Origin of the sequence: Paenibacillus lentus (assembly GCF_042714055.1) — a bacterium.
In the GTDB taxonomy this organism is placed as follows: domain Bacteria; phylum Bacillota; class Bacilli; order Paenibacillales; family Paenibacillaceae; genus Fontibacillus; species Fontibacillus lentus_A.
Window position 1 is genome coordinate 323,609 of the sequence record NZ_JBHGVC010000002.1, and the last position, 19,573, is coordinate 343,181.

At 48.8% G+C, this 19,573-nt stretch carries 23 protein-coding genes; 16 read left to right on the forward strand and 7 right to left on the reverse strand.

Translation table 11 applies throughout. The annotated features are described in order from the left end of the window. Positions 1-234 precede the first annotated feature (234 nt). The 4 genes from rbsK to ACE3MQ_RS05115 all read left to right on the forward strand — a co-directional run bounded on the left by rbsK (position 235) and on the right by ACE3MQ_RS05115 (position 4,611). The gene (rbsK, locus tag ACE3MQ_RS05100) at positions 235-1,152 is read left to right on the forward strand and encodes a ribokinase (protein ID WP_379391294.1); all 918 of its coding nucleotides are present in this window, start codon (positions 235-237) and stop codon (positions 1,150-1,152) included. A 342-nt stretch (positions 1,153-1,494) separates the two neighbouring features. Continuing rightward, the gene (locus ACE3MQ_RS05105; RefSeq protein WP_463140016.1) at positions 1,495-2,625 is read left to right on the forward strand and encodes a Gfo/Idh/MocA family protein; all 1,131 of its coding nucleotides are present in this window, start codon (positions 1,495-1,497) and stop codon (positions 2,623-2,625) included. A gap of 86 nt (positions 2,626-2,711) precedes the next feature. Next, complete coding sequence (locus ACE3MQ_RS05110) at positions 2,712-3,815, forward strand: Gfo/Idh/MocA family protein (RefSeq protein WP_379391861.1); 1,104 nt, start codon at positions 2,712-2,714, stop codon at positions 3,813-3,815. Position 3,816: 1 nt separating this feature from the next. After that, positions 3,817-4,611 (forward strand): Nif3-like dinuclear metal center hexameric protein, encoded by a 795-nt coding sequence (locus ACE3MQ_RS05115; RefSeq protein ID WP_379391296.1) that lies wholly within the window; start codon positions 3,817-3,819, stop codon positions 4,609-4,611. A 67-nt stretch (positions 4,612-4,678) separates the two neighbouring features. On the opposite strand, the gene ACE3MQ_RS05120 is transcribed toward ACE3MQ_RS05115, so the two are convergent. From ACE3MQ_RS05120 to ACE3MQ_RS05130, 3 genes are all read right to left on the reverse strand, one after another. Beyond that, positions 4,679-6,370: a methyl-accepting chemotaxis protein gene (locus ACE3MQ_RS05120; protein ID WP_379391298.1), complete on the reverse strand. Its 1,692-nt coding sequence runs from the start codon at positions 6,368-6,370 to the stop codon at positions 4,679-4,681. A gap of 66 nt (positions 6,371-6,436) precedes the next feature. Then, a complete protein-coding gene (locus tag ACE3MQ_RS05125) occupies positions 6,437-7,363 on the reverse strand; it encodes a DsbA family protein (protein WP_379391300.1) in 927 nt (308 codons plus the stop codon). Beyond that, entirely contained in the window at positions 7,338-7,697 is a 360-nt protein-coding gene (locus tag ACE3MQ_RS05130) for a winged helix-turn-helix transcriptional regulator (RefSeq protein ID WP_379391862.1), read from the reverse strand. The genes ACE3MQ_RS05125 and ACE3MQ_RS05130 overlap by 26 nt, the downstream gene beginning before the upstream one ends. Positions 7,698-7,861: 164 nt before the next feature. On the opposite strand from ACE3MQ_RS05130, the gene ACE3MQ_RS05135 reads away from it, so the two are divergent. After that, positions 7,862-9,823 carry a J domain-containing protein gene (locus ACE3MQ_RS05135; protein WP_379391302.1) on the forward strand — a complete coding sequence of 654 codons (1,962 nt, stop codon included), beginning with the start codon at positions 7,862-7,864 and terminating at the stop codon, positions 9,821-9,823. Further along, positions 9,808-10,467 (forward strand): DUF1266 domain-containing protein, encoded by a 660-nt coding sequence (locus ACE3MQ_RS05140; protein WP_379391304.1) that lies wholly within the window; start codon positions 9,808-9,810, stop codon positions 10,465-10,467. The genes ACE3MQ_RS05135 and ACE3MQ_RS05140 overlap by 16 nt, the downstream gene beginning before the upstream one ends. 39 nt (positions 10,468-10,506) lie before the next feature. Here the strand turns inward: ACE3MQ_RS05140 and ACE3MQ_RS05145 are convergent, their stop codons facing one another. From ACE3MQ_RS05145 to ACE3MQ_RS05155, 3 genes are all read right to left on the reverse strand, one after another. Further along, positions 10,507-11,670, reverse strand: coding sequence for an FAD-dependent monooxygenase (locus tag ACE3MQ_RS05145; protein ID WP_379391306.1), 1,164 nt, complete (start codon positions 11,668-11,670; stop codon positions 10,507-10,509). Positions 11,671-11,717: 47 nt separating this feature from the next. Next, positions 11,718-12,554: a patatin-like phospholipase family protein gene (locus tag ACE3MQ_RS05150; protein WP_379391308.1), complete on the reverse strand. Its 837-nt coding sequence runs from the start codon at positions 12,552-12,554 to the stop codon at positions 11,718-11,720. A 65-nt stretch (positions 12,555-12,619) separates the two neighbouring features. Further along, complete coding sequence (locus tag ACE3MQ_RS05155) at positions 12,620-12,946, reverse strand: hypothetical protein (RefSeq protein ID WP_379391310.1); 327 nt, start codon at positions 12,944-12,946, stop codon at positions 12,620-12,622. A 196-nt stretch (positions 12,947-13,142) separates the two neighbouring features. Here ACE3MQ_RS05155 and ACE3MQ_RS05160 point away from each other — a divergent pair, with 196 nt between their 5' ends. The 5 genes from ACE3MQ_RS05160 to racE all read left to right on the forward strand — a co-directional run bounded on the left by ACE3MQ_RS05160 (position 13,143) and on the right by racE (position 15,750). Next, complete coding sequence (locus tag ACE3MQ_RS05160) at positions 13,143-13,430, forward strand: Dabb family protein (RefSeq protein ID WP_379391312.1); 288 nt, start codon at positions 13,143-13,145, stop codon at positions 13,428-13,430. Between the two features lie 47 nt (positions 13,431-13,477). Further along, entirely contained in the window at positions 13,478-13,690 is a 213-nt protein-coding gene (locus tag ACE3MQ_RS05165; protein ID WP_379391313.1) for a hypothetical protein, read from the forward strand. 93 nt (positions 13,691-13,783) lie between these two features. Continuing rightward, positions 13,784-14,224 carry a DUF86 domain-containing protein gene (locus ACE3MQ_RS05170; RefSeq protein ID WP_379391315.1) on the forward strand — a complete coding sequence of 147 codons (441 nt, stop codon included), beginning with the start codon at positions 13,784-13,786 and terminating at the stop codon, positions 14,222-14,224. 135 nt (positions 14,225-14,359) lie between these two features. Next, positions 14,360-14,755 (forward strand): YtxH domain-containing protein, encoded by a 396-nt coding sequence (locus ACE3MQ_RS05175; protein ID WP_379391317.1) that lies wholly within the window; start codon positions 14,360-14,362, stop codon positions 14,753-14,755. Between the two features lie 179 nt (positions 14,756-14,934). After that, on the forward strand, positions 14,935-15,750 hold the full coding sequence (gene racE, locus ACE3MQ_RS05180) for a glutamate racemase (protein ID WP_379391319.1): 816 nt from the start codon (positions 14,935-14,937) through the stop codon (positions 15,748-15,750). Between the two features lie 126 nt (positions 15,751-15,876). Here racE and ACE3MQ_RS05185 read toward each other — a convergent pair whose 3' ends face one another. Next, positions 15,877-16,770: a diacylglycerol/lipid kinase family protein gene (locus ACE3MQ_RS05185; protein ID WP_379391321.1), complete on the reverse strand. Its 894-nt coding sequence runs from the start codon at positions 16,768-16,770 to the stop codon at positions 15,877-15,879. A 100-nt stretch (positions 16,771-16,870) separates the two neighbouring features. On the opposite strand from ACE3MQ_RS05185, the gene ACE3MQ_RS05190 reads away from it, so the two are divergent. The 5 genes from ACE3MQ_RS05190 (at position 16,871) to ACE3MQ_RS05210 (ending at position 19,521) form a co-directional block, all read left to right on the forward strand. After that, entirely contained in the window at positions 16,871-17,503 is a 633-nt protein-coding gene (locus ACE3MQ_RS05190) for a TraX family protein (RefSeq protein ID WP_379391323.1), read from the forward strand. Positions 17,504-17,560: 57 nt separating this feature from the next. Continuing rightward, positions 17,561-18,490, forward strand: a complete 930-nt coding sequence (locus ACE3MQ_RS05195) for a M14 family metallopeptidase (RefSeq protein WP_379391325.1) — start codon at positions 17,561-17,563, stop codon at positions 18,488-18,490. A 137-nt stretch (positions 18,491-18,627) separates the two neighbouring features. Beyond that, the gene (locus ACE3MQ_RS05200; protein ID WP_379391327.1) at positions 18,628-18,867 is read left to right on the forward strand and encodes a YkvA family protein; all 240 of its coding nucleotides are present in this window, start codon (positions 18,628-18,630) and stop codon (positions 18,865-18,867) included. 96 nt (positions 18,868-18,963) lie between these two features. Then, complete coding sequence (locus tag ACE3MQ_RS05205) at positions 18,964-19,266, forward strand: iron-sulfur cluster assembly accessory protein (RefSeq protein ID WP_379391329.1); 303 nt, start codon at positions 18,964-18,966, stop codon at positions 19,264-19,266. Positions 19,267-19,290: 24 nt separating this feature from the next. Beyond that, on the forward strand, positions 19,291-19,521 hold the full coding sequence (locus ACE3MQ_RS05210; protein ID WP_379391331.1) for a DUF1450 domain-containing protein: 231 nt from the start codon (positions 19,291-19,293) through the stop codon (positions 19,519-19,521). Positions 19,522-19,573 lie beyond the last annotated feature (52 nt).

Sequence of the window (19,573 nt, forward strand, 5' to 3'; positions counted from 1 at the left end):
GTTATTCGTTTTCATTCGTTATATCCAGATTAAATTTTACCCGATCACCAAGCCAAATCGCTGCTGAATATTCCAAAGGGATCCTTATCGATATTTATCTTTGAGACTTTGCCATCCATAACATCGCTGCTGAAGCTGAATATGCCCGTTTCAATCAACTGGTATTGGAAAGAATATTAGGATAAAGTAGGATTAGATTGTTAAATGAGGGATTGCAATTAAGGAGTGTAACGTATGGGAGCAAGCAAAATTTTAGTAATTGGCAGCATTAATATGGACTTGGTGCTTCGAGTCCCTTATATACCGCAGGTGGGTGAGACTTTGCTTGGCAGCTCTGTTGAGCGAATACCAGGGGGCAAGGGGGCAAACCAGGCGGTAACGGCTGCAAAATTAGGGGCAAATGTCTCCATGCTCGGCAAGGTCGGAGGGGATGAATTCGGAATACCTCTCATTGATAACTTACGCCAGGCTGGTGTCCATGCGGATCGCATCGACCTTGTGCCAGCGGCTTCCTCCGGATTGGCTGTCATTCAAGTGAATGATGAGGGAGACAACAGCATTGTGGTGCTGGCGGGCGCAAATGATCTTTGCAGCAAAGATTACATTTTGGATCATGAGGAATTGATCAAGGAAGCGGAAATTGTTATTTTGCAGATGGAAATCCCCCATGAGGCGGTATATCAGGCCATTGATTTGGCTAACAAGCACCGTAAAACCGTCCTTCTAAATCCAGCGCCTGCCCCGGACTTTATACCTGATGCTATACTCGGCAAACTGGACTATTTGATTCCGAACGAGACCGAGCTGCAGAAGCTGAGCGGGCAGCCCGTCGATTCCATAGCAGCGGCAGAAGATGCGGCAAAAGTATTGCTCTCCAAAGGTGTAAGCAATCTGATCATTACGCTTGGCAGCAATGGATCTCTATACGTAAGCGCGAATGGGGCCGTTCATGTTCCGGCCCGGGCGGTGAAAGCCGTGGATACAACGGCAGCCGGCGACTCGTTTGTTGCAGCTTTTGCCGTAGGCTTGTCCGAGGGTAAAAGCGTACAGGAGGCCATTGCCTTCGCCACGAAAGTATCTTCTATAGTAGTAACGAAGGCAGGTGCGCAAACATCCATACCGAATCGCAGCGAGGTGGACGCTCTGGCGTAGGAGAGTGGAAGGGGAATTTTCCACAAGCTAACTAGATTAAAATCATTATATATAGTCGCATTCAGGCCACACTCGAATGAGTGGGGCTTTTTGCGATAATTTCTTAAGGGGCCATTCGGCGGATCGCCTCGATAATCTGGTAGGAGGATTCTTTCGGAATCTTTGGAAGAAATAAAAATAAATTGTGCATTGTTCCTATATAAACTGGCTAATTGAATTGATAGTATGAATATATTAGATAATGCAAAGAAAGCTATATATGCAAGTATAATCGGAGGGAGCGTTAGCTTGCAGGATCATGGAAGCGCTATCTTTACATATGCGATCGAGGAGTGATGCGTCATAATTTCCGTAGCTATTATCGGCACTGGTTCTATAGCACGTTCTCACGTTGAGGCTTATATGTCTTTTTCGGAGCGCTGCAAAGTGGTTGCTCTGGTTAACCATAATATAGAAAAAGCAATTCGACTCAAAGAAGAGTTCCAGCTAGATTGCCTCATTATGCAGGACTACACGGAGCTGCTCCATCATCAGAAAATCGATTTGGTTTCGATTTGCACCCCTCCCCAGTTGCATGCCAAGATGGCAAGCGATTTTCTGCGGGCGGGCAAGCATGTGCTCGTAGAGAAACCGATGGCGATGTCCTTGGAGGAATGCGATCAAATGCTGGAGGCTGCTGCAGCATCGGGGAGCGTCCTCTCGGTAGTAGGGCAGAACCGATTTCTTGATCCCAATTGGAAGCTGAAGCATACGCTGGACTCCGGGTTGTTAGGGAAAATTGTTCATGGGCAGGTCGATTCCTATTGGTGGCGCGGCGAAAACTACTATGATCTCTGGTGGAGAGGAACATGGGAAAGCGAGGGAGGCGGCTGTACGCTGAACCATGGCGTTCATCACATGGACATGCTCCAGTGGATGATGGGCATGCCGCAAAGCGTTCAAGCCGTCATCAGCAATACCTCGCATCGCAATTCGGAAGTCGAGGATATTTCCATTGCTATTTTTTCATATCCGAATGGCAGCCTCGCACAAATTACGAGCTCGGTCATTCATCATGGTCAGGACCGGCAGATGATTTTTCAGGGGGAACGCGCCCGGATTTCAGCACCTTGGAAAGTATATGCCTCCTCACAGCTCGAGAATGGTTTCCCGGAACGGAATACGGAACTGGAGAAGGAAATTCAGCAGTATTACGAGAGTATTAAGCCCTTGCAGTTTAACGGTTTCGCTGGCCAAGTCGACGACATCCTGACGGCGATTGAAAACCCATCGCTGCAAGTGCTTATAGACGGACAGGAAGGAAGAAAAGTATTAGAGCTCATTACGGCGATCTATGAATCAGCCATAACGAAGCAGCCCGTAAGCCTTCCGTTAACGAAAAACAGTCCGTTTTATACGCGGGAGGCCTTCTTGGCTAACGCCCCCCGTTTTCATTCAAAGATGAATTTAACAGAGGCAAATACCAAAAGATGAATGATCTGGAGGCAGCGATGGACAATTCTACTAAGAATAAAGAGGAAGTTATGAATCCAGAAGATGCTGTGGAATCGGTATGTGGCATGGAACCCGAAAATCCTGTAAGACCGGTGAGGTTTGGCATTATCGGAGGCGCGGGTTTCCGCGCACAATATTATCTGCGAATTGCCCGGGCTATGCCGGATCGGTTTCAGGTCAGCGGCATGGTGGTAAGGAATGAGGCTAAAGCTAGAGCGATGGAGGCACAGTGGGGTGCGACAACCTATCGTTCTCTTGAACAGCTGCTGAAAAATGAGAGTTCTGATTTTATCGTCGTCTCGGTCAGCGGGTCAGAGGGCATGGATTATATGTTCAAGCTGGCTGAAGCGGGAATGCCGGCATTGGCAGAAACGCCGCCAGCATCGGATCTGGAAGGACTGGAGCTGCTGCATGATCAACTGACCGCTGCAGGCGCTCGTATTCAGGTGGCAGAGCAATATCAATTCCATCCCATCCAAGAAGCGCGGTTAGCTCTCATTCATTCTGGGCGGCTGGGGAGAATTACAGAAACGACCGTTTCTATCTCCCATCTATACCATGGTGTAAGCTTGATTCGTAAAATGCTAGGAATAACCTTCGAGGAAGTCAAGATTAAAGGGATGCGCTTTGAATCCCAATGGGTACAGGGTCCAACGCGACAAGGGCCGCCGACAGAAGATAAAGTGATTCCTTCCCAAAGAGATTTAGCATGGCTCGATTTTGGCGACAGGTTGGGGATTTACGATTTTACACGGGATCAGCACCGTTCCTGGATCCGGTCGAATCACCTCTCGGTTAGGGGGGAACGCGGAGAAATCTTCGATACCCGGGTACTTATCCAGCAGGAAACGACCGTTCCGCTGCAGCTGGAGCTAAAGCGCGTAAACAAAGGAGAGCTTGAGAATCAGGAGGGCTATTTCCTGCAAGGGATTATTTGCGGAGAACAATGGCTGTACGACAACCCGTTTGCTCCGGCACGATTATATGATGATGAAATTGCAATTGCGCGCTGCCTGCAGCGCATGGCCGAATATATTCAAGGCGGGCCAGCATTTTATAGTCTTGCAGAAGCCTCTCAGGATCACTATTTAGGCAAGATGCTCGAGAAGGCGATCCTTACCGGGGAGACCGTTACGGCAACGAGACAGCGCTGGGCAGGGGAGATGTAATATGGCGATTACGATACAGCAAGTAATGGATTTGTTGATGGCTCCGATCGCCCCTTTAGAAAATACCGTAGATCGGCTGGAAGCAGGACATCCGGAAACGACAGTGACTGGAATCGGCGTTACGTTCATGCCGACGCATGATGTGATTCAGCAGGCCATGAACTTGGGAATCAATCTGTTAATCACTCATGAAGGCGTTTTTTACAGTCATCACAGTCATACAGATCTGCTGCAGGATGATCCGGTTTATTTGCAGAAGCGGGGATTGATCGAAGCGTCGGGAATCGCGATTTTCCGGCTTCATGATTATATTCATCAATATAAGCCGGATAAAATTACGGCCGGTCTGGTTCAGGCATTGCATTGGGAGGACTGCATCGAGAAGGTACTTCCGATTTCAACCATACTCGGTTTGCCGGAAATGACTGTAGCCGAGATCGCGAAATATATAAAGCTGAAGCTTGGCATTCCTTATGTGCGCGTTGTCGGGGATATGTCGATGCGCTGCAAACGGGCAGGAATATTGGTCGGCTATCGCGGCGGGGGCGCCAATGCGATCCCTTTAATGACTGCGGAGAATCTCGACTTGGTCATCGCCGGAGAGGGGCCGGAATGGGAAACCCCCGAGTATGTCAGAGACGCCTGTCGGCAGGGGAGACGTAAAGCACTTATCGTGCTAGGTCATGCGGAAAGCGAAGCACCGGGAATGAAGGCTTTGGCGGAGCAGCTGCGGGCATTTCTTCCAAACCTTCCGATTCATTTCTTGGCGGAGCAGCCTCTTTTTCAAATCGTTTGAAAATAAATTAAAGCACCATAAAAAAGACGACTCAACGAGTGAATCTCGCAGCAGTCGTCTTCATGCATTACAGTGTAAACGTATTGACTAGATTTTTTAGTTCTACGGAAGTAGCCGACAAGGACTGAGAGGAGCTCGTGATTTCTTCGCTCGAGGCCAGCTGCTCCTCCGTTGACGCCGCTACCTGCTGGGACATCTCGGCCGTTTGTTTGGCGATTTGGCCCATATTGGCGATGGATGCGGCAACCTCCTCCGTTGAAGCGGAGAGCTGCTCGGTTGCGGCAGCCGTCTCTTGAACTCTCAGGGAGACATCGCCCGCCGATGCCGCAATTTCTTTAAAGGCTTGCTCTGCTTGAGCTACAGAGGCTGCACCTTCGTGAACATCCTCCAGGCTTCGGCTCATGGAAGAGACAGCCTGCACCATATCCTGCTGAATCGTCTCGATCAGTTCGCTAATATTCTGGGAGGATTCATCGCTTTGGCCGGCCAGTTTACGGATTTCTCCCGCTACGACGGCAAATCCTCGCCCGTGCTCCCCGGCTCGGGCAGCCTCGATATTCGCATTAAGAGCCAGCAGATTTGTCTGCGCGGCAATCTGACTGATTAGAGATGAGATCTCGCTTATTTGCTGAGATTCCTGCTCCAGCTTTTGAATGGTTAGACTGGCCGCTTCGACCGTCCCGCTCAGTTTTTTCATCTTGCCGGATACTTCAATGATTGTATCCGCTCCTACACTCGCTTGTAATGCAGCATGTCGGGATAGCTCCGATACCTCTCCGGCTGACTCGGCAATACGCTGGACGCCCTCGGCCATCTCATCGATGACTCTGCTGCACTCCATCGCCGTGGTAGCTTGATCTTCGGAGCCGGAGGCTACTTGTTGAATCATTTCCGCTACCTGACGGGACGCTTCCGAATTTTGCTCGGAGCTGGCGAACAATTGCGTGGATGCACCGGCTATGGCATTGGAAGAGTCCTGCATTTGCTTTACGGACAACTGCAAGTTAGCGATAGTTCCATTGACGGCTTCCATCATGGTGCCGTATTCGTCCTTGCGGTTCACAATCATGGGTTTAACGGTTAAGTCACCGGCCGCAATCCGATTCATTACGGCAGTCGTGGCGGTCAATGGTTTGGTTAAATTTCGGGTAAGCAGCCAGGCCAGCCCGATGACGATCGCCAATATGGCAATCCCGATATAAAAAACGATAGATCTAGTTTGGACAAAAAGCTCCTCAAAACGCTGGTTGCTTTGCTCGATGGCTTCATGGTTGATTTCATCCAATTGCGCAAGCGAGGCTTTGATCTGGTCAAACGCCTGCACGATTCCTTCCGTGATTTTTAATTTCTCTTCCGCACTGGCTTGCTCGCTGTTCAATTCGTCAATACCTGTCCTAAATTGGCTCCAAGCGTCTACAAGCTCTCTATACAAGCTTTTGTCTTCATCGTTTTGAATCACAGTTTCATAGCTTGCGATTCCTTCGTCGATCTGGAGCAACAGAGAATCCGTCATAGCGCTAAGCTGCTTTAACCGTTCTGGATCTTTCGTAGTTAATGTTTGATTATGGCTATTCATAAATTGCTCGATATTCAAATTGATCTTATCAATTATAACAATGCTGGACATCCAACGCTGGGTGAGCTCTTTTGTAAAACTGCTTATATTCCCAATTTGTGATAACCCCGCTAGTGCCATAATGGCAACAAATAAGAATACGATGATAAATGATCCAATAAGCTTTGCTTTGACTGATCTCATACTGTTCCCCCTAAGTAAGTCGAGTCGATATTTTTTATTTATATATCGACACAAATCGAGCAATTCTTAAGAGGATAAATTTGACTCTACATACACTTCGCCAACAATTTTTGAGAGCGTATACTCATTTGCCGGGAGTGATTTTTTCAGAAAGCCGACTACCTCATGCGGCTCCAGATCATACATGATTTCAATCTCTTTCGAGAACAAACGCTGCTCTCTCTGAAGAAGAGCTGCTATTTTCTGAAGAGGGCGTGCTTGCAAAGAAGCGGCCTCCGACACCTGAGTGAGAGCCTTCACATAGTCGGCTAGCGATCTGGCTCCGACGATTTTCACGCCTTTGTTGTCTTGATTGACCATAATAATCGTTGGAAAACCTCGCACACCAAGCGATCGGGAAAGCTCAAAATCCTCTTCTAACAAGCTCTGCGCATCCGGCGCTGCGGCTTGCTCCACGATGGCAGCTCCACTCAAGCTCATTTGATTAACGATATTGGCCAGAACAGCCTCTTCTCCGATATTTTGATTGAAGGCAAATACCGCTTCTCTGGCCCGGCGCAGAAACGTATTCGCCAGCTCCTCGCTCTGCTGCTGAATGACTTTATAGACACGAGAGGGAATATAAGAGGATTGCACGGGATTGTCTAGCCACAATGAACCATCGATCGGCATGCGGGAATGTAATCCCACTTCACGCCAATGACCGGCGACATCTGCCGGGCTGTTGATGCCGTTGCTGACATCGGCAAAGCCGTCCCAGCTCTCCAGCAAACCGCCCATTACCGTATGGAATTGGACATAGTGACCGTACTGCTCCTGAAAACGCCGCAATACCGGTTCAAGCGCCCAGCAGTGGGAGCAAATCGGATCGGTAACATAATAAAGGTGAACCTTTTTTTCGGGCTTATTCAGATCGATGAGCTGAATCCCATCTTCGCCGACTTCTCCGCACACGCCTGTGTTTAAATCACACATCATATTCTCGTTTTTCATCGTTGTTGTCCTCTTTTCCAGGTAGATTCTCATATTGCTGTGCCCAACTTTGAACAGGCATGAGCGCTGCTGTTAAGGAACGGCCTTTATCCGTTAACTCATACGAAATGATGACCGCAGAGCTTGCCGTAACCTTTTTCTCTATTAATCCGTAATTGATGAGCTCGGACAGCTTCAAAGACAAAGCCCTTGAGGTAATGTCGGTCAGATCCCGTTTAAGCTCTGAAAAATGAGCCGAACTATTCGCGCATAGGGAGAGATAATGCAGGATTAATCCATTCCACTTCTTTCCGAGGATGCTGAAGGCGTACTCTAAATACGGGCATACTTCAATGGATATAGGATACCGCCTCCTTAAGTTTATATACTAATTATATTTAATATAAAAAATATAGCAAATATAAATTTTATACAATGACAGTTAACAAAATTTAACTCTGAGCCCGATAAAAAATAAAGGATAATTGATAAATTTACATTTCCAATGGAGAGTAAAATATGGCAGAACCATTCATGACCAACTGGCAGAGGCTTGGCATTGACCCAACGAATGATATTAAGATGATTAAGCGTGCCTATGCTAAGCAGCTCCAAATTTATCATCCAGAGGATGATGCAGAAGGCTATCAGGCACTACGCGAGGCGTATGACCGGGCATTGAAGATAGCCAAGCAGCATGGGCTTAAGAAAGATTTCATTGAACTAAAAGACATAGAGCAGGAAGAACTACAGGAACAAGTAGAGCAAGAGGGGCAAGAAGAACAAGAAGAACAAGCAGAGCATGCCGAAGGCGAGCATCCGGAAGAGGATGCCCGGGCGGTAATTCTTCCACCTAGACTGCCCGTAGAGCTGCACATAGAGTCTTTAGAATCTGAACCAGATGAGCCCGAGGCAGGCTGTCAGACGGTCGATGAGTTCATCGGGCAGGCTATTGCCTTATACGATCATTTTCCTTCCCGGATTTCGAGCAACGCTTGGGTCGAGCTGCTGAATACCAAGGTGACCTGGAACATTTTTAATAAAGAAGAGATCAGTGAACGATTGCTCGAGGTATTGGAAACACGCCGTTTCCTCCCGCAAGAGATCTGGAAGCTGCTTGAGGGCTTTTTTGGCTGGAAATTTGAGATGAAAGAACGCTGGAGTGAGTATGAACACCCTAAAGTTTATCGATTTCTGGAGTATTATACCAAGCAACTGGATGAGCCGGGACTGCAATATGAATCTCTGCTGGCTGCAGGGGATATCGATTTTGATCAGTTTTTAGGATATCGCTATAAGGGCTATCAAGCATTAATGGCCAATGACTTGAAGGAAGCCGGGAAGTACCTGGAACAAGCTTCTAACCTGTTTGGCGCTGATCCCGACTTGCTGCTTCTGTTGGGAGAATACTATGAGCGAACGGGGAAAATAGAGGCAGCGCTGGAAGCTTATGAAGGGCATATCCGAATGGCACCAGGCGAGTTGGACGGTTATTTTGGGCGTGCTCGCATGAGATTTCAGCAAGGGAAGTACGCTCCTGCCGCCGAGGACTATCAATTACTGCTAAGCCGTGCTCCCCGCCGAATGGAAGCAAGGCTGCTGTTGGGTCATTGCTGGCTGAAGCTGCGCCAAAATGACAAAGCCAAAGATTGTTTTAAGAAAGTTATCGATCAAGCAGAGCCCGCCTCAATAGAGGAGATTCAGGCACTTAATGGCCTTGCCATCGTGCATCCTGAGTATGTATGGGAGCTGTACAAAGAGAAGCGGCAAGCAGCCAGACAGCAGAAGGTTAGAAATCGAAGGAATTTCTGGAAGCACACATGCGTCTTAGCGGCTATGATACTGAGCTTTGGATGGTTTATATTTTCCGTATTTAATGGAATAGGGAATCGGGAGCCTATTCATATTACGAACTTGAAGGAGCTGGAAAAGGTCAGGAAAGGCAGTTACGTATCTTTGTCCTTGACCGATGTGCAGGATCTTGATTTGGGTCAATATGAGCTCGATACGGATAAGGCAAAGCCCAAAGTCGTTATTCAGGCAAGATCTGTTGCCGAGAGGCATTTAGAGGACTATGGCTTTCCAAAGAGCTACATTTATACAGGGAGCTTCAGGAAGCAGGATCAGCAGGACATTATATTTTTATCAAAGAAGTGGCTATCAGATGCCGCCGCATCAGAAGGAGATTATTCCGTGACCGTCACCGGGTATATTCATAGACTGGCTTCTACGGATATTGAATCCGCTGCATTTCAAGTTATTCAGCGGCTGCCTGGTGATACCGAGAAACCCCAAAGCTTTTATGCTAAATATATAGAGGAGAGTTCACAGCATAAGCCATCTTTACTGAATCGAACCAATATTTTTACTTTTGGATTAATTTTGTACTTCTTCACTTGGCATTTACGCCTGCGAAAAGCGAAAAAGAGAATATTAGCGAATACCATTAAGGAAAGGACGAGTCTATGGTCGGAGCATTGAAAAGACAATTATACTATAGCGCTATGACAGATGCTTTGTTTATGAATGATCCTCTGAATGATCAAAGCATCAAGAGCTTAACTATGCTCGGCTTTACATCCAAGCATTCCCTGAACAGTTGGATGTATTATCATTACAAAATAAAGGATTCCAACACATGCAACAGGAAGCTGAAGTGGCTGTTATATGAGGGATATCGCTCTGAATATAATCGATTGAAACACTTACTTTCTGCCATGCCCGTTAAGGAGCGTGAACCGTACATTGCCAGCCTGCCCGAATCGGATGATCGCAAACGAAAATTGATTCGTATCAACAAGATCATGCCGTATCTGGGTTCGGGGGGAGTTGCTGCCTACGACTTTGCGCTTTATTTGGCCGTGGCTCAAACCGGAGTCAGACTGGGTTATTTGGCATACAGGGAAGCCAGGGTCTTCTCCAGAGAAATTGCCAAGACAGCTCAGCGCCAGTATGGGAGCTGGAATGAGTATCATCTTGCTTGCATCGCCGGAATGTATTATTTAACTCCGCCGAACCTCGAGGATCATTCGCAAGACAATACATACAGCCAATACATGTACGCTCGCATGCTGGCTCGAAGGACAAGCGCCGACAAATTCGTCAGATGGCGTGCGAGGCTTTAGTAAGCTTGTGCAGCCTCCTTCATGCACAAAAAAGCCTGATTATATCAAGCCATCAAGTCGAATGCGATACAGGTATTCCATTTGCCAAGCTATAAATGCGTTAGGCAGCAGCGGCATAACCGCATTTCGAAGCGATACGGCGGCTGGACGGTTCAACTGTGCTATTCTTCCGATCCGACCGGACATTCGGGTGATAGAAGCAGTCCGTTTGACGCGCTGTTTATTATATCGCTCCAAAGCAGTCTCCACGTTTTGCGTGTGCTTGATATGTCCGGCAAGGATAACCGCATCCTCAATCGCTTGTCCGGCGCCTTGGCCCATATTCGGCGTCGTCGCATGGGCTGCGTCGCCAAGCAGAACGACTCTCCCGAAGGCATACCGGCGAAGCGGGGGCAGGTACATGATGTCATGGTGAAGCAGCGCCTCATTCCCGGAAGCTGCGAGCAGCCGGGGGATCGGCTCGTGATAATGCCGGAAATGCTGCGCCAGATCAGAGGCCGTGTATTCCGCCAGCCTAGGATCGCTTTCCTTCGCGTTGATGCAAGCAAACCAGTAAATATGGTCATTCGCCAAGGGCACGATTCCAAAGCGCCCGTTAACTCCCCAGGTTTCCGTAAACGCATCCGGATCGTATGGTGCTTGGGCAGGATTCACGGGCACGACCGAACGCCAGCAGGTATAGCCCGCATACTGCGGCTCCGTCCCCGGCAGCAGCATGCGGCGAATGGTGGAACGGAGCCCGTCGGCAGCAATCAGCACATCCCCTTCCTCTGAGCTTCCATCCTTGAACCAGGCCTTTACGCCTCCAGGATGCTGCTCGAAGCCAATGCACTCTTTTCTGGTTTGAACAGGATGCCCCCGATCTGCCGAGCGAAGCAGAATTTTCAGCAGCTTGGCGCGATCCATGTTTACATTATCCAGGCCATATTTGCGGCTGATTACCGCGGTATGCGCATTGCTCAGAATTTTTCCCTGCTCCGTCATGATTTGAATACGGCTCATCGTTTTGCCGTAATCGAACAGCTCCCCGCCTGCACCGAGCATTTGCAGCGCGCGTACCGCATTAGCTCCGAGGCCGATACCGGCTCCGCCAAGGTGAACATCTGCCCGTCGATCAAAAAGAACCGTATGCACGCCGACCTTTCGCAGCGCGATCGATGTACATAACCCGCCAATTCCAGCTCCAATAATGATCGCCTTCACTAAACAGCCACCTCTCCAGAGAATACTTGCGACTAACGCTCAGGTGATTAATGGAACAGCTGCTGAATATCGTTCATTTGCTCCATCGCCAGATCATAACCGTGCTGGCATGTATCACGCAGCTTGGCGACATTTTTCTCGAAGCTGTCCAAAGGCATCCGCGGACGAATAATGATCGCTTGTCCCTCTTTTTCTAACTGTTCACAGTAAGCGACCGTTTCATTATATCTTTCATGTCTGGTCAGCAAGATATCCTCTAATAGCGGATACTTGCGCCTTAATAATTTTGCCACCATGGCATTTTGCTTGCTATACGTTTTTATATAGCCTTTCGGCTGGGTGAGGATAATCAAATGCTTATCATTGCCGTCCTCCACCGCTTTGCGGATCGGAATCGGATCGATCAATCCTCCATCATAATATTTGGAACCATTCATCTCAATCGCCGGAAAAAACATCGGAATGGCGCAGGTTGCCCGGAGCATGGTCATCGTTTCGTCGATTTGCAGCCCATCGATATATTCAGGCTGTCCTGTCTCAGCATTGGTAACGCCGACAAGCAGCTTTCCGGTGTAGCTCTGGAATGCCTCCATATCGAAGGGGATGAGCTGTTCCGGGATTTCGCCAAATATAAAATCCAGGCCGAACAGGCTGCGATGACGGAGAAAATTCCGATATCCGATATAACGGGGATCGTTCCGGTACTGCTCTACGATATCCAAATTCCTGCGCTTCTGACGGGAGATATAAGAAAATCCGTTGCTGATTCCCGCGGATACCCCAATGCAGTAAGGAAACATGATTTGTTCGTCCAGCAGTGCATCCATGACACCCGCACTAAAAATAGGACGGAGGGTTCCTCCTTCCAATATCAAGCTTGGCACTTCCACTCACCTCGTTAGGAACATTTAGGATGAAATAACATTAACAAGCACGTATATAGATTAGTTTAATGGCGCAGCTGTTTATTATCAAATGTAACGGAAATTATTTTGTTGGCAGGGATGAAGACGAGCCTTCCGTTGATATCGCGAATTTCAAAATTATCGCTGTGAACAGCTACTAAAGTTCCTGGAATTTTTATGCTGCTTGTTTGGATCGTTAGATGCTCGCCAACGAATTTACTTAATCGTTCCGTCGTTTCGGAATCAGGGAATGTAGCTGCGGCGAGCAAGCTTTCCAAGTGATCGACTCGCTGCTTCAGAAGCTCAAACGAAGCCTGAAGCATGCGGAGCTTTAGTTTAGGCCGCTTAAATAGGTAGTTCAATATGCCCATATTGGTTCCCCCTTGCTGTCATATATGATTCGTAATATATGATATGTTCAATAAATTCATAGAGTTTGGACAAGTGTGCTGCTGCGCAAGAAAGTTATTTTTATGCTCGATCGTGAATGTGCTGCACGCTTTTCGTTAAATATGCGGTATGATATATTTTGATAGTAATCACTTATTTTTAAGGAGAGAGCGTGTCATGATTAAGCATATTGTTTTGTTTAAACTGAAGGATTCTTCCCCGGAGAGCATTGAAAGAACGGCTAGTGTTCTCCGTAATATGGAAGGAAAGATCGAGCAGCTTCGCAGCATTGAGGTTGGAGTGGACGTTGTTAAGTCGCCACGCTCGTATGATATCGCGCTTGTAACTACATTTGATTCCCTGGCGGATTTGGAGGGCTACCAGGTTCATCCTGTTCACCAAAAAGTCATTGAGCATATGACAGAAGCCAGAGAGAGTCAAGTCGCCGTTGATTTTGAATTTTAAATAAGGCAGTACGTTATTCTTGATATGAGCGAAGGAGTCTTGCCTGAATGGATGGTATGGGAGATGTAATGTTTACGGTATATACGGTGTTCTACGCTGTGATCGCATTCATAGTCATGCTGGTCTGGCTGAAGCTGAAGGGGCGCCGCAAGCAAAAGCTGCAAAATGAGGAGATCAAGCAAGTAGCAAAGCCTATGGAAACGACGAAGCCTCAGGAAACCGGGGAAACCGTCGTCACCGGGAAAGCCGATGAGACCTAAGACAACAGGCATCGAGCCGCAAGTCGTATCAAGGCAAGCACGCCAAATAAAGGATGCCTGCAGCACATTGGCACATCGAAGGAGGAGACTTTCGTGTATTACGTCAACCGGGAACAAATTGAACGCAGATTACATATGCTGCCGGAAATTGTACAAGTCTTGAAGTCATCGGATACGCTAATGATCCAAGATTCAGAGCTTCTGGAACGTTATGCTATGGAGAGAGCGCTTCATTTGGCGCTGGAAATCGTTACTGACGTCGGAAGCTATTTAATTGACGGCTTTATTATGAGGGATGCCAGCAGCTACGAGGATATTATTGATATTATGCTGGATGAGAAAGTAGTCGACGAAGAGCTGCATGCCATCCTGATTGAATTGGTTCGGCTGCGCAAGCCGCTGGTGCAGGAGTATTTCAACATCGATCGAAGCACGGCCTCGGAGCTCTTAAAGGGCCTTAAGGAAGCAGAAGCGTTGACTGCCTTTGCTGCGCGTGTCCGTGCTTATTTGGATCAAGAAGGAATTGAGATCTGATCGGGCTTCCATCAAATATCCGAAAAATGTCTTCGGGACGGTTGTGTCGAAACAAGCTTCTGCTGCTTATAATGAAATTAACAATATAGGCATTAGCCCTGATGTACGGGCGGGCCACTTAAGGAGAGATGTATCGTGAGCAAGGGAAACAAAGGTTGGATATGGGGCGCAGCAATAGGTACGATCGTCGGTTCGGTTACCGCATTGTTATTCGCTCCAAAGCCGGGAAAAGAGCTTCGTAAGGATATTGCCGATGGTGCGCGTCAGGTCGGTGAGAAAACAGGCGAAATCGCCACCAAGGTTGGCGAACAGAGCGCTCATTTAGCCGAGAAGGTAAAAGAAACCGCAGGAAGTCTTATCCAGGATATCCAGACTTGGCGTGAGTGCAAAGAGGAAGAAACCGTCAGCGAGGCTAGCGATAAGGAAGCACAGATTTCAGCGATCGTTGTGGAGAGCGAGCCTGAAGAAGCTGTGGCAGCCGAAGAGCAGGCGACTCCTGGCGAGGATGACGAGAATAAGCTTCAGTCATAATCGAATATGCGGCTGAAAAGGACCCGGCAGGGTCTTTTTTCTCAGACTTGACGGGACAGGCTGACGGGTTCGTTCCTTGTCACTTCCTCCTCACATAAGGTAATATTTATTTAGTACACTTTGTGAGGATCGGTCATAAAGTAACGTAGAGCATTTAAACTATAACAAAAGGAAGCGGTATGTTCGTGCAGCAAGCCATCGCAATACTAGACTCGGGAGTGGGCGGTCTTACCGTGGCAAAGGAAGTCATGAGACAGCTCCCCAGAGAGAAAATTATCTATTTCGGAGATACGGCGCGAACGCCTTACGGCCCTCGCTCCCCGGAAGAGGTCACTTTATTTACCGAGCAGATCGTGGATTATTTGATTCAATTCGATCCAAAAATGATTGTCATCGCATGTAATACTGCAACAGCAGCCGCGCTCGAGCATATTAAGAAGAAGGTTAGCATTCCTGTCATCGGGGTAATTCATCCTGGTGCAAGGGCAGCAATCAGCGCGACGAAGACGGGAAGAGTCGGGGTGATCGGTACGATCGGAACCGTCAATAGCGGTGCCTATACCTCAGCCTTGAAGGAGCTCAATCCTGTCATTGACGTAGTGAGTGAAGCATGCCCGGACTTCGTTCCGCTCGTCGAGCAGGGACAGTTTGAGACGCCGGAGGCGAAGCTGGTTGTGGAGCAATCCCTCCAGGGAATGAAACAGCATCCTATCGACTGTTTGATCCTGGGATGTACGCACTATCCGTTCCTGAAGCGCTCGATTCAGGACGTCATGGGGCCTAAGGTGAAGCTGATCAGTTCCGCGGATGAGACCGCACGGGAAATCAGCACGGTGCTATACCAGAAGGGGCAGCTGGCTCGCGGCAATGAAATTCCGATACATCAATTTTTTTGCAGCGGGGATTCCGAAATGTTCAGTAGAATCGCCCGCCAATGGTTGGGAGAGCAGATTGAGCTGACCCCCATCGTATGGCAGGTTTCCGCTCCTTCCTGAGTCGGAACAAAAGAACAACCTTTGCCGGAAGGATTTCTATCCGGCAAAGGTTGTTTTTGTACCAGCTCTCGCCTGAAGCTATCAGCCCTCTTTGAATGAAGCCTTCGCAAGCCCTTGAGCTGAGATTTATTGCATGATCTGCAGCATGTCCTGTTCGACTGCAGCCGTTATAGGGGTAATGCCCACCGGCTCGCCGTCTCCCAGAACGATCCTGGGCTGTGAACTGTGAACGGTAATAGAGCGTCCGCGCAGCATTTTCACATAAGCTAATGAAATATGGCGGCCAAATAATACCGTAGGAAACAGGAATAGCAGCTTCAGCCTGCTGCAGTTATGTACGATGCAAATGTCCAGCAGCCCGTCGGCGGGATTGGCCTCTGGACAAATCTCTAGTCCGCCGCCATAGCTGGGAACGTTGCTGATTGCGGTTAACCAGGCGGAGGAATAATGCTCGGTGATCCCGTCGCATTCGATCGTAAGTGGGCTGGGGCGATAGGTAAGAAGCGTATGAATAATGCCGATCAAATAAGATACTCTGCCGACCCCGAGCTTGTTGCATAGTTTTTTGTACCAGCTGCGGTTTACATTGTCTGCCACTTTCGCGTCGAAGCCAATTGCCAGTGCGGTAATCGCCACCCGGCCTGGAATGGCAATGAGATCCACATCCGCCGCCTGTCCTTCCAGCATCACGCGCAGCGCTTCCAATGGCTTGCCGGGAATGCCCAACCCGCGGGCCGTGTCGTTGCCCGAGCCCGCTGGAATGACGGCAAGGGGTATGCCGGAACCCCGAAGCAGCGGAAGAAGGCCGTGGATCGTTCCATCCCCGCCCACAACGCCTACCGCGCGCCAGCGCGAAGATGCGGCAAGGCGCTGCTTCAGCATGGTATGCGCTTGCTCTCTGCTGCGGGTTACGATATGTTCGTAATTGATTTTACGATCGTGAAGCATGCTGCGTATCATTTTCCAAATGCGGCCTCCGCTGCCGTTGCCTGATGTTTCATTGATCACGAACAAGTACATGGAACTCCCCCAAATCTCTTGATGCAGGTAATTATACCTACTCAAGTGTAAGCAAAATCACTTCAAAAGAACATCATAAAATTTATAAAGGAGGATATTGATGCAGTTACTTGCCATGTTAACGATGCTGATCGACCATGTTGGGCTGCTATTTTTCCCGGGTCAGCCTCTCTGGAGAATCATTGGTCGCATCGCATTTCCTCTATATGCGTACGCTTTGGCGCAAGGGCATCAACACACATCCTCTCACGGTAAATATGTAGTTCGGCTAATTGCCATCGCTGTCTTGTCGCAAATTCCGTATCAGCTGGCTTTCGACACAAATGAACTGAACGTCGTAGCCTCTCTATGCGTAGCCGTGATTCTTATGCGCGTGCTTGACGGACTGTCCCCAGGCTGGGCCTCCTTTACGTTGATTGCCTTTGCTTGCGTCTTATATGAGGTCTTTCCGTTCGAATATGGGGCATATGGATTGCTTCTTATGCTTATATTCAATTATATGAAGACCGGCCCCATGCTCGTAGGGATGCATTTGCTATTAAATTTGGCTGCCCTGTTTACCTATGGCTGGTTGATCCAGTTATTCAGCATTATCCCTACGATGCTGATCGTGTATGGGCCGAATTTGTGGAGGAAGCTGGAGTCATGGCGCGTGCCCCGTTGGATTTGGAGAATGTTCTATCCGGTGCACTTAGCTATACTTGCGGCAGTCGTCTATTTTATAAACAAATAGCAAACCAGATGTCGTCGTATCTCTCAATAAACCTAGCTTTCATAAGGGAGGAGATCCGTGTTGGCGTCAGAGATCAATGGCCAAAAACCTATCGTGCGTGTGTATGATGGGTATCGTTATGAGGACGGGGTAGTCCATATCGGGCAGTTATTAGATCGATATGAGGGTTTGACGCGTGTCGAGATTGGCAAAAGCGTGCTGGGTAGGTCCATCGATGCGCTGGTGATTGGAAAAGGAGCCGACTGCATTCATGTGAATGCCTCTGTCCATGCCAATGAATGGATCACTACGCCGCTGCTGCTCCGCTTTATCGAAGAGCTGGCAGCTTCTCTACAGTCTGAGAATCGCAAAGCTGATAACAGCGGCAGTCTACTCGCAAAGCGGTTGAACGATGTAGCTTTATGGGCGGTACCGATGGTGAATCCAGACGGCATGAATTTATCGCAGGATGGCTTATGGCCGGGCTGTCCTTTTAGGGAGCAGTTGATCAAGTGGAATGCGGGGCAGAAGGACTTCACTCGCTGGAAAGCGAATATCCGCGGAGTTGATCTTAACGATCAATTCCCGGCGGGGTGGGAAGAGGAGCGCGCCCGGCGAGGAATGGCTGGCCCCGCCTCTCAGGATTACGGAGGAGAAATGCCGCTTTGCGAGCCGGAGGCAGCCGCACTTGCCAGCCTGACAAGAAGGCTCGGCTTCAGCAGAGTAGCGTCGCTGCATACCCAGGGCCGGGAGATATATTGGAATTACCGGGACATGGAGCCGGATAGCTCGGAGCAGCTAGCCGGGCGTTTGGCTGAAGCCAGCGGATATGAGGCGATAAAGCTTACGGGCAGTGATGCAGGCTATAAGGACTGGTTCATTAGCGAATTTCGCCGCCCCGGCTTTACGATTGAGGCGGGAGAGGGCGTAAATCCGCTGCCGACAGGGCAGTTCGAGATTATTTACGGCGAGATAGCGCCATTGCTGACTGAGTTTGTCCGGGGGTAACCCCGGGTTGTTTTTTTAAATTTGTCCAAATAGGGTATTGTAATTCATAGGTGGATCCTTCGATAATGGATAGGACGGCCAAGGTTCTTGTAAGATCATTTTAGTTTAGCTTATTGCAGAAGGGGAGGGGAGCAGCCATGAAATGGAGAAGACTGTGGTCGCTTCGGCATTGGTCGCATATATTCCGACGCGTTCCGAGACTGCTGACTTCATCGCGGATTCCCGTCTTGGACAAACTGCTGCTCGTTGTGCCTGCTCTCGCCTATTGGGTGCTGCCGGACGTGCTGCCGTTCATTCCGATTGATGATATGGCCGTGACTATGCTGCTGATGGACTGGTTCGTTACCAGAGCCGAGCGGAAGCATCCGCTTGTCTAGAAAACGCGGGCTGGAGAACGAGGGATGCTTGCGTGAACAGGAGACATTCTTTACAATAGGAATGTTAGGTAGTCATTAGAAGATAGGAGCGATCGTATGAGCGTCAAAATTACCCGCAATGCGGCGAAGGTGATAAAGAAAGAGCTGGATAAGGAAGAGAACAAGGGTCTTACGCTAAAAGTGTTCATCACCCATGCTCATGGTGATCATGCACATTACGGCCTCGATTTGGTCAAGCCTGCCGAGAATGACCAGGTTGTGGCTACGGATAAAGAAATCGATGTCATTATTGATCTGAACGAACCGCTTCTGGAAGGCGTAAAGATCGACTATTTGTATTTCCCGCAGGAAGGCTTCGTAATCACGAACCCATCCAAAGGAAATCACGGCGACCACTAGCACTTGAAAGAAGAAGGGATTAACATGGCTAATGACATTCGCATATGCGAAAAATGCAATCATATACGGATGAAGACATTCGTGCCCAAGCTGCAGAAGCTGGCGCCGGATGCAGAGATCAAGATCGGCTGCAAATCATATTGCGGTCCCTGCGGCAAGCGGGCGTTCGTTTATATTAACGGACGATACATCAGCGCCCCGACAGAGGACGAGGTGCTGGAAAAGGCGGCTCCTTTCGTGAAGAAGCCGAAGTAATTGCAGATGTCGCTTATAAGAAGAGCTGCTTCTCTCTCTGTGAGAGAAGCAG